Below are 9520 nucleotides of genomic sequence, written 5' to 3' on the forward strand. Positions count from 1 at the left end.
CGGGCGGTGGGCGGGCCGGTCGGCGCTCAGCTCGCGTCGGACTACGGGTGCCCGGAGCCCACCGCCGCGCTGCCGGACCCGCCCGCACTGCCGGGCGGCTTCTGCTCCGCCGCGCTGCAGCCGGACCTCGAGGCACTCGCCGCCGCCGCGGTGCCGAACCCGGAGCAGCTGGCCACCGTCGAGCGGGTGCTCTGGGCGCAGCTGCCCGCGCTGCCGCTGTTCCAGCAGGTGTCGCTCCTGGTGAGCACGCCGTCCGGTGCTGCCGCGACCGGGTTCGGTCCTGGTCCGTTGGTGACCGGGCCGTTGACCGGAGCGCAACGCTGGGTGGCCCCGGCAGGCTGAACGGCCCTCGGGTGGGGGAGAAGTTACTCCTGAGTAATCACGATGTGTCGCAATGTCCACTTCACGTCACCCTTTGGTCACGATCGGCGACTTGGTTGGCGGGACAACCTGTGAGCTTCTTAAGTTGCCCAGGGATCGGGAGCCCTCGCCCGGCACATGGGCCAGGGGCGTACGGCCCGATTCCGGTGCCCGACCGGGCGCGAACCGGCGAGAGATCGAGGAACCATTCCATGAAGAGAACGCGCGCGGCGGCGGCCGCAGCGGTCGCCACGGCGGCGGCCCTTGTCCTGGCGGCCTGCGGCGGTGGCGGCGGCGCCGGGGGCAGCTCGGGCGGCGTCTACGGGGACTGCGAGACCAACCCCAACACCTGCAACAGCGCGACCGCGGACGAGCTCCAGCAGGGCGGCACGGTCACGCTGGCCTCCGAGAAGAACATCGACAACTGGAACGTCATCTCGTCCGAGGGCAACGTCGACTGGACGGGCATGGCGACCAAGCCCCTCCTGACGTACGCCTTCTACACCTCGCCGGACCTCAAGCCGACGCTGAACACGGACCTGCTGGACTCGGCGGACCTCACCAACCCGACCACGGTCACGTACAAGATCAAGCCGGCCGCGGTCTGGAACGACGGCACCCCGGTCACGGCGGACGACTTCGCCATGGCCTGGAAGTGGCAGAACACCCGGGACTGCCCGGAGTGCGAGACCGCGGGCAACGGCGGCTACGACCAGATCCAGTCCGTGGTGGGCTCGGACAACGGCAAGACCGTCACGGTCACGCTGGCGAAGCCGTACACCGACTGGCAGAGCCTCTTCAACTCCGCCGCCCCGCTCTACCCGGCGCACATCGGCGCGCAGCAGGGTGACGTCAACACCCCGGCAGGCCTCAAGGCGGCGTTCGACTTCTTCGGCACCACCGTGCCGACCTACTCCGCGGGCCCGTTCCAGGTCGAGAACTGGCAGGACAACGTCGCGCTCACGCTGGTCCCGAACCCGCAGTGGTACGGCGCGACGAAGCCGAAGCTCGACCGGCTCGTGATCCGCGTGGTCACCGACGCCACCCAGGAGCCGCTGGCCCTGCAGAACAACGAGGTCCAGGCGCTGTTCCCGCAGCCGCAGGTGGACCTGGTGAGCCAGCTGCAGAACATCCCGAACGTGTCGCAGCGGCAGGCCGCGGGCCTGAGCTGGGAGCACTTCGACTTCAACCTGGTGAACCCGTTCCTGGCGGACAAGCCGCTGCGCCAGGCGCTCTACACCGCGGTGAACGTGCAGGACATCATCGCCAAGACGGTGGGGCAGTTCAACCCGGACATCACCCCGCTGCAGAACAAGATGTTCGTCCCGGGCCAGGACGGCTACCAGGACAACCTGACGGCCACCGGCCAGGGCTCCGGCAACATCGACGCCGCGAAGAAGATCCTGACCGACGCCGGCTACACCGGCGTGGGCACCGCGCTCGTCGCGCCCAACGGCCAGGCCGTCCCGACCCTGCGGATGCGCTACACCGTGGGCAACGCGGTCCGGCAGACCGAGAGCGAGCTGTTCGCGGCCTCGGCCAAGCAGCTCGGGGTGAACGTCGAGGTCATCACCACCGACTCGCTCGGCACCACGACGAGCACCGGCGACTACGACGTCATCGTGTTCGGCTGGATCATGTCGCCCGCGCCGTTCGGCGGGGCGCAGCAGCTGTGGCTGAGCAACTCCGGGTCGAACTACGGCAAGTACATCAACCCGACCACGGACGCGCTGATCAACGAGGCCGCCTCGTCCACGGACATCAACGACGCCCGGGCGAAGCTCAACGAGGCCGACAAGATCATGGCCGACGACGCCTACGTGCTCCCGCTGTACCAGAAGCCGACCCTGGCTGCGGTGCAGAACACCCTGGGCAACGTGCGCAACAACGCGTCGCTCGACGGGATCACCTACAACACGGCCGAGTGGGGCATCCGCTCCGGCTCGTGACCCCTGACCGGGGGCGGGTCCGCCAGACGGTGCGGACCCGCCCTCCGGTCTACCCTGCAACGGCGGCCTGAGGCCCGCCACCAGCGGGTCGAGGGCCGTACTCCCACCACGAGTCGGAAGATGGCCGCATGCTCGCCTTCGCCGTGCGCAGGATCCTGTACTCGATACCGGTCCTGATCGTCGCGTCGTTCATCATCTTCGCGCTGGGCTCGGCCTCGGCCGACCCCTTGGCGCCGCTGCGGGAGAAGAACCCGCCCGCCCCGCAGAACGTGATCGACGCCGAAACCGTTCGTCTGCACCTCGACCAGCCCCTCCTGGCGCGCTACTTCTCGTGGCTCGGCGGGATCTTCACCGGGGACTTCGGTCCGTCCGTCGTCTCGACGGCGAACATCGGCTCGGACCTCGCCGACCGCTTCCTCGTCACGATCCGGCTGATCGCGCTCGCGATGCTCATCGCGCTGGTGCTCGCCGTGGTCATCGGTGTGCTGACGGCCGTGAAGCAGTACTCGAAGTTCGACTACACCGCGACGTTCCTGGGCTTCCTGTTCCTCGCGATGCCCGCGTTCTGGTTCGCGATCCTGCTCAAGCAGGCGGGCATCGAGTTCAACAACGCCGTGGGCACCCAGGCGATCTACACGATCGGCCAGGTCTCCGTGCCGCCGCCGCAGGGCACCGGCGCGTACATCCTCGACGTCATCGGCCACATGGTGCTGCCCACGATCTCGCTGGCGTTGATCTCCTACGCCGCGTGGAGCCGGTTCACCCGGGCCTCGATGCTCGAGGTGATGAACTCCGACTACGTGCGGCTCGCCAGGGCCAAGGGCCTCACCCGGCGCCGGGTGATGGTCAAGCACGGGCTGCGCACCGCGCTGATCCCGCTGACCACCGTGACCGCACTGGACATCGCCTCGATCATCGGTGGCGCCGTCGTCACCGAGAACGTCTTCCAGTGGAAGGGCATGGGCGACTACCTGGTCACCTCGATCCGGATGAACGACGTCTACGCGACGGCGTCCTGGCTCCTGATCGCGGCCACCGTGGTGATCGCCTTCAACCTGCTCGCCGACCTGCTCTACGGCGTCCTGGACCCGAGGATCCGCTATGCCTGACACCACCACCGCGATCCCGCCGCAGGCGGAGGAGCGTGAGTTCACGGTCGCGGAGCGCAGCCAGGCCCAGCTGGTCTTCCGGCGCTTCCTGCAGCACCGCGCCGCCGTCGTCAGCCTCTGCGTGTTCGTGGCGCTGATCCTGCTGGCCTACGTCGGCGGCTGGCTCTGGAAGTACGACGCGGGCCAGTACACGCCGGACAACTCCGTGCCGCCCTCCTGGGAGCACCCCTTCGGCACGGACTCCGCGGGCCGCGACCAGTTCGCACAGGTGCTGCGCGGCACCCGCATCTCGCTGCAGGTCTCGGTGTCCGTGGCGATCCTGGCCACCCTCGTGGGCACGCTGTGGGGCTCGGTCGCGGGGTACTTCGGCGGCTGGGTCGACACGGTGATGATGCGCATCTCCGACCTGGTGCTCACGCTGCCGCTGATCGCCGTCGCGGCGATGCTGGCGCACAACTTCGGCGGCACCTGGTACCTGATCGCGCTGGTCATCGCCGCGCTGTACTGGGCCTACGTGTCCAGGGTGGCCCGCGGGGTCGTGCTGTCGCTGCGCGAGAAGGAGTTCGTCGAGGCGGCCCGGGCGCTCGGGGCGAGCGACACGCGGATCATCCTGCGCCACCTCGTGCCCAACGCGCTGGGCTCGATCCTGGTCAACCTCACGATCCTGGTGGCGCTGGCGATCCTGCTGGAGACGTCGCTGTCCTACCTGGGCTTCGGCGTGACCCCGCCGGACACCTCGCTCGGCCTGCTGGTCAGCGAGGCCCAGACGGCCCTGACCACGCGACCCTGGCTCTTCTACTTCCCGGGCCTGTTCATCATCATCATCGCGCTCACGATCAACTTCATCGGCGACGGCCTGCGTGACGCGTTCGACCCCCAGCAGACGAAGGTGCGCCAGTGAGCGAGCAGATCGACCTCGCGCCGCAGCGGCGCAAGGGGACCAAGGGCGACGTCGTGCTCGAGGTCTCGGGCCTCGACGTCAGCTTCCCGTCCGGCGACGGGCCCGTCCGCGCGGTCCGCGGCGTGGACTACACGCTGCGCCGCGGCGAGGTGCTCGGCATCGTCGGCGAGTCGGGGTCGGGCAAGTCCGTGACCAGCATGGCCGTGATGCGGCTGCTGCCGACCACGGCTCGGGTGTCCGGCGAGGTCCGGTTCGACGGTCGCGACCTGCTCGGGCTGTCCGAGACCGAGATGACGCGGATCCGGGGCTCCCGGATCTCGATGATCTTCCAGGACCCGATGACCTCGCTGAACCCCGTCTACACGATCGGGGCGCAGATCGCCGAGGCCGTGCGCGCCCACCACGACGTCTCCAAGCAGGCGGCGCTGGACCGGGCCGTGGAGCTGCTGGACAAGGTCCGGATCCCCAACGCCCGGGACCGCGCGGGCTCCTTCCCGCACGAGCTCTCGGGCGGGATGCGGCAGCGCGTGGTGATCGCGATCGCGATGGCCAACGACCCGGACGTGATCATCGCCGACGAGCCGACGACGGCCCTCGACGTGACCGTCCAGGCGCAGATCATGGACGCGCTGTCCGCCGCCAAGGAGGAGACCGGCGCCGCGATGGTGCTGATCACCCACGACCTGGGCGTGATCGCCGGGCAGGCCGACCGCGTGATGGTGATGTACGCGGGCAAGCTCGTGGAGGTCGGCAGCGCGGAGGACGTGTTCTACACCCCGCGCATGCCCTACACGCTGGGCCTGCTCGGCAGCCTGCCGCGGATGGACCGGCCGAGCGAGCGGCTCACCCCGATCCCGGGCTCGCCCCCGAGCGTGGTGAACATGCCGCCTGGCTGCCCCTTCGGGCCGCGCTGCCCCAAGCACACCGCGGTGTGCGACGAGACCGAGCCCGAGCTGCGGGCCACCACCGGCCCGGACCACCTGGCCGCCTGCCACCACGCGGAGACGCTCGCGGGCGCGTCGGCGGACGACGTGTTCGACACCGAGGTGGCGGACGCCCAGGCGCTGCACCAGCTCGCGGAGGAGGGCCGACCGTGACCGCCGTGGAGACCCAGACGTTGCTGTCCGTGCGCAACGTCGTCAAGCACTTCCCGATCCGCTCGAAGGGTCTGGTCCGCAGGCAGATCGGGGCGGTCCAGGCGGTCTCGGACGTCTCGTTCGACCTCGCCGAGGGCGAGACCCTCGGGCTGGTCGGCGAGTCCGGTTGCGGCAAGTCCACGACCGCGCGCGTGGTGCTGAACCTGATCCCGGCGACCTCGGGCGAGGTGCTCTACAAGGGCCGGGACCTGACCTCGCTCAGCCGCTCTGACCTGCGCGGGCTGCGCCGCGAGCTGCAGATCGTGTTCCAGGACCCGTACGCCTCGCTGGACCCGCGGCTGCCGGTGAACGAGATCATCGCCGAGCCGCTGCGGATCCACGGGCTGTACTCCGACGGCGGCCGGGACAAGGTCCGGCAGCTGATGCAGACCGTCGGGCTCAAGCCGGAGCACGGCAACCGCTACGCGCACGAGTTCTCGGGCGGACAGCGGCAGCGCATCGGGATCGCCAGGGCACTGGCCCTGCGGCCCAAGCTGCTGGTGCTCGACGAGCCGGTGTCCGCGCTGGACGTCTCGATCCAGGCGGGCGTGCTCAACCTGCTCGACGAGCTGCAGGCCGAGCTGGGGCTGTCCTACCTGTTCGTGAGCCACGACCTGTCGGTGGTGCGGCACATCGCGGACCGGATCGCGGTGATGTACCTCGGGCAGATCGTGGAGATCGGCACCGCGGAGCAGCTGTTCACGGCGCCCGCGCACCCGTACACGCAGGCGCTGATCTCGGCGATCCCGCTGCCGGACCCGCGCAAGGAGCGGGCCCGGGAGCGGATCACGGTCGTCGGGGACCTGCCCAGCCCGGCCAACCCGCCGTCGGGCTGCCGGTTCCGTACCCGCTGTCCGAAGTTCGCGAACGAGCTGACGACAGAGCAGCAGTCGAGATGCGTCGAGCAGCCCCCGGAGCTCACGGACCGGGGCGACGGCCACCCGGTGAGCTGCCACTACGCCGAGTCTCGAACCCTCCTCTGACCTGGCACGATGGAGCCATAATGCGTTCTGGTGGGCCGCTGGAGCGCATTATGGAGCCATAATGCGATGCTCTTCGGCGTGCCTGGTCGCTGCGTTCTTTTCGTCCACGCCCATCCGGACGACGAGACCCTCTCGACGGGTGGCGCGATCGCTCGGTACGCGGCCGATCCCTCGGTGCGCTGTGTGGTCGTGACCTGCACGCTCGGCGAGGAGGGTGAGGTCATCCCGCCCGCGCTGCGCGAGCTCGCCCCGGACCGCGCCGACCAGCTCGGCGGGTACCGGATCGGCGAGCTCGCGGGGGCGCTGGCGGCGCTGGGCGGGCCGGAGCACCGGTTCCTGGGTGGTCTCGCCCGCTGGCGGGACAGCGGGATGGGGCACGGCGAGGGCACCCGCGCCGTCGCGCTGCCGGACCTGCACCCGCGTGCGCTCACCGCCGGGGACCTCGACCTGCAGGTGCAGCAGCTGCTGGAGGTCGTCGACGAGGTGGCGCCGCAGGTCCTCGTGTCCTACGCGGACGACGGCGGCTACGGGCACCCGGACCACGTGCGCGCGCACGAGCTCACCATGGCCGTCGCCCGGGCGCGGCCCGTCCGGGTCTTCCACGCCGTCCGTTCGCGGTCGGTGCTGGAGGCCGGGCTGGCGGGGATCCGCGACCTGCCGGGCCTGCCGTTCCGGTTCCCGGAGCCGGACGAGCTGCCCACGGTGCCCGACGCCGTCGTCACGACCCGGTTGGACGTCTCCGCCCACCGGGACCGGCTCGTCGCCGCCATGCGGGCCCACGCGACCCAGGTCGCGGTCTGGGAGCCCGCCTACGCGATGAGCAACGACGTGGCCCAGCCGCTGCTCGACGTCGAGGAGTACGTCCTCGCCACCCCCGGGGAGGCCCCCGCCGACGACCTGTTCGGCGGCCTGGCGTGATCCGGGCGCTCACGATCGGGCTGCTCTCCGTGGCGGGCGCGGGCCTGGCCGCGCTGGAGCTGCTGTTGCAGCCGCTCTACATCGGATCGGTCCCGGTGCCGGTGGGCGCGGTGCTGGCGCTGCTCACGCTGCCGTGGCTGATCCGCGCGGTCACGGACGTCTCGACCGCGACCGCCGCCGTCGCCTCGCCGCTGGTGGTCTGGGTCGTCGTGGTCGGCGTCCTCGGGTTCGCGGGACCGGGTGGGGACGTCCTGCTCCCGACCACCTGGCAGTCGCTGCTCCTGCTGGTCGCGGGGCTGCTCAGCGGCCTGGTCGTGACCCGGCGGGTGCTGGAGGAGGGGGCGGCGGAGCGCTCGCCGGGCAGGGAACCCTCGCATTCGGGATGATCGGTACGTGAGCGAGTCCATTCCCGACGCGGCGATCGTGACGATCCTGCGTCCCTTCGTCCGCGCGACCCGACCGATCCTCTCGGCCCTGCGCGAGTCGGACCCCTTCGGTCTGCGCGGCCGCACCCGCGCCGAGGGTGAGGACCGCTCGGTCCGCGCCAAGGTGCTCGACGGGCTCGCCGCCGTCGAGGTGCCGGGCACCGCGGCCTGGGCGGACATGGACGTCGCGGCCCGGCAGAAGTGGTGGATCTACCGGGTCGGCCGGTTCACCACGGCCGTCGCCGCCGTCCCCGGGCTCGGTGGCGCGCTGGCCCGGAGCCTGCCGGTCTCGTCCGCGGTCGGGGCGGCGGCGCAGGGGATGCTGCTCGTCGCCGTCGCGGGGGAGCACGGCGTCACCGACGAGGACGAGCTCGTCGGGCTGCTCGCGTGGGTGCTGTTCCGCCGCAGGCCCGCGCTCGACCGGGGCCCGACGGCCGCCGAGGACGCCGCCGCCGACGCGAAGGCCACGGAGATCGAGGGTGACCTGGTCGGGGAGGGCAGGCCCACGGCCGCGCGCATCGCGTCGGCGGTCTGGCGGCTGGGCCGGGCGCTGTTCGCGGTCGAGGACGAGCTGGACAAGCGCCCGCACGGCCGCTTCTACCACGAGGCGATCGGGCTGCTGCCCGTCGTCGGGGTGCTCGGGAAGTACCTCGGCGAGTGGTCCGGTCTGAAGCGCGCGGCGCGCGCCGGGGAGAAGTGGATCGCGGCCCGGGACCTCGCCCACCGATGAGTTCCCGGGCACGGCCCGGTCTCCCCTTCCGACAGCGACACACGGACTCCACGGGGAGAGCGCCATGACCGCCACGATCGTCCGGCCCGGCACCGCGACCGCCACCCGCACCCGGCAGGACACCCTGCGCGACGGCGTGCTGCTCGCGTTCCGCCTGGTCGTCGGGTTCCTGTTCCTGCTGCACGCCGTGATCCCGTTCGGGCTCGCAGGCGGCATGGACGGGGCGGGCGCCGCCGCGCCCGCCTGGGACTTCTCCTGGTACGTCGGCATCGCGCAGGGGATCGGCGCGCTTCTGATCGCCGCCGGGCTGTTCACCCGGGTCACCGGCTTCCTGCTCTCCGGCATGATGGCCTTCGCCTACTTCTCGGTGCACGCGCCGCAGGGCTGGAACCCGATCTGGAACCTGGGTGAGCAGGCCGCGCTCTACAGCTGGATCTTCCTGTTGTTCGTCGCGGTCGGGGCGGGCCGGTTCAGCGTGGACGCGCTCCGGGCTCGATGAGGTAGTGGTAGCGGTGATGCTCGGTCCAGCCCTCGCGTCGGTAGAACGCGAGGGCCGGCTCGTTGTCCACCGCGACCTGCAGCACCCCCCACCGCGCCCCGCGCGCGTGACCCCAGGCAGCCGCACCGGCGGTGAGTGCGGTCGCCACCCCCGTCCGGCGGGCGGCGGGCACCGTCCGCAGCCGGGAGAGGTGCAGGTGGTCCTCGACCACCGCCGCTCGGATCGCCCCGATGGGTTCGCCGTCGGCCGAGCGGGCCAGACCGAACCCGAGGGCGTCGGCCGCCGTGAGGACGTGACGCTCGGCCTCCGTGGACCCGGCGCCGTCCACCGCCCACCAGTCCGCGGACGGCCCGGGGTCGAAGTCTCCGGGCACCTCGCCTGCCGTGAGGTCCGTCACGAGCACGGCGACCTCGGCCCCGGCCTCGTGGCCCGCGTCGAGCACCCAGCCCGAGCGCTCCGCGGAGCGTGACCACGGCGAGCCGACCGGGGTCTGGAGCCGCGGGCCGATGC

General features: G+C 71.4%; 10 protein-coding genes and 1 pseudogene. 10 read left to right on the forward strand and 1 reads right to left on the reverse strand.

Going from position 1 to position 9520, the window contains the following annotated elements; all coding sequences use genetic code 11:
- The 10 genes and pseudogenes from H5J29_RS10810 to H5J29_RS10855 all read left to right on the forward strand — a co-directional run.
- A pseudogene (locus tag H5J29_RS10810) lies at window positions 1-342 on the forward strand (ABC transporter substrate-binding protein); the annotation flags it as partial.
- A 230-nt stretch (window positions 343-572) separates the two neighbouring features.
- Entirely contained in the window at window positions 573-2309 is a 1737-nt protein-coding gene (locus H5J29_RS10815) for an ABC transporter family substrate-binding protein (RefSeq protein ID WP_181780798.1), read from the forward strand.
- Between the two features lie 128 nt (window positions 2310-2437).
- Window positions 2438-3418: an ABC transporter permease gene (locus H5J29_RS10820; RefSeq protein WP_181780799.1), complete on the forward strand. Its 981-nt coding sequence runs from the start codon at window positions 2438-2440 to the stop codon at window positions 3416-3418.
- Complete coding sequence (locus H5J29_RS10825; RefSeq protein WP_181780800.1) at window positions 3411-4319, forward strand: ABC transporter permease; 909 nt, start codon at window positions 3411-3413, stop codon at window positions 4317-4319. Before H5J29_RS10820 ends, H5J29_RS10825 begins: the two co-directional genes overlap by 8 nt.
- Window positions 4316-5416, forward strand: a complete 1101-nt coding sequence (locus H5J29_RS10830) for an ABC transporter ATP-binding protein (RefSeq protein ID WP_312858156.1) — start codon at window positions 4316-4318, stop codon at window positions 5414-5416. The genes H5J29_RS10825 and H5J29_RS10830 overlap by 4 nt, the downstream gene beginning before the upstream one ends.
- On the forward strand, window positions 5413-6438 hold the full coding sequence (locus tag H5J29_RS10835; protein ID WP_181780801.1) for an ABC transporter ATP-binding protein: 1026 nt from the start codon (window positions 5413-5415) through the stop codon (window positions 6436-6438). The genes H5J29_RS10830 and H5J29_RS10835 overlap by 4 nt, the downstream gene beginning before the upstream one ends.
- 66 nt (window positions 6439-6504) lie before the next feature.
- On the forward strand, window positions 6505-7356 hold the full coding sequence (gene mshB / locus H5J29_RS10840) for an N-acetyl-1-D-myo-inositol-2-amino-2-deoxy-alpha-D-glucopyranoside deacetylase (protein ID WP_181780802.1): 852 nt from the start codon (window positions 6505-6507) through the stop codon (window positions 7354-7356).
- Window positions 7353-7742, forward strand: a complete 390-nt coding sequence (locus H5J29_RS10845) for a hypothetical protein (RefSeq protein ID WP_312858157.1) — start codon at window positions 7353-7355, stop codon at window positions 7740-7742. The genes mshB and H5J29_RS10845 overlap by 4 nt, the downstream gene beginning before the upstream one ends.
- Before the next feature lie 7 nt (window positions 7743-7749).
- Window positions 7750-8511, forward strand: a complete 762-nt coding sequence (locus H5J29_RS10850; RefSeq protein WP_181780803.1) for a hypothetical protein — start codon at window positions 7750-7752, stop codon at window positions 8509-8511.
- 64 nt (window positions 8512-8575) lie between these two features.
- Window positions 8576-9010: a DoxX family protein gene (locus tag H5J29_RS10855; RefSeq protein WP_181780804.1), complete on the forward strand. Its 435-nt coding sequence runs from the start codon at window positions 8576-8578 to the stop codon at window positions 9008-9010.
- On the opposite strand, the gene H5J29_RS10860 is transcribed toward H5J29_RS10855, so the two are convergent.
- The coding region (locus H5J29_RS10860; protein WP_181780805.1) for a GNAT family N-acetyltransferase at window positions 8982-9520 on the reverse strand (539 nt) is incomplete at its 5' end. The two genes, H5J29_RS10855 and H5J29_RS10860, sit on opposite strands and share 29 nt — an antisense overlap.

Source organism: Pseudonocardia pini, from assembly GCF_013870575.1.
Taxonomy (GTDB): domain Bacteria; phylum Actinomycetota; class Actinomycetes; order Mycobacteriales; family Pseudonocardiaceae; genus Pseudonocardia; species Pseudonocardia pini.

Excerpts from the sequence above, each read along its gene's own strand:
- H5J29_RS10815 (WP_181780798.1), top strand. The coding sequence starts at position 573 with ATGAAGAGAACGCGCGCGGCGGCGGCCGCAGCGGTCGCCACGGCGGCG.
- H5J29_RS10820 (WP_181780799.1), top strand. The coding sequence starts at position 2,438 with ATGCTCGCCTTCGCCGTGCGCAGGATCCTGTACTCGATACCGGTCCTG.
- H5J29_RS10825 (WP_181780800.1), top strand. The coding sequence starts at position 3,411 with ATGCCTGACACCACCACCGCGATCCCGCCGCAGGCGGAGGAGCGTGAG.
- mshB (WP_181780802.1), top strand. The coding sequence starts at position 6,505 with ATGCTCTTCGGCGTGCCTGGTCGCTGCGTTCTTTTCGTCCACGCCCAT.
- H5J29_RS10855 (WP_181780804.1), top strand. The coding sequence starts at position 8,576 with ATGACCGCCACGATCGTCCGGCCCGGCACCGCGACCGCCACCCGCACC.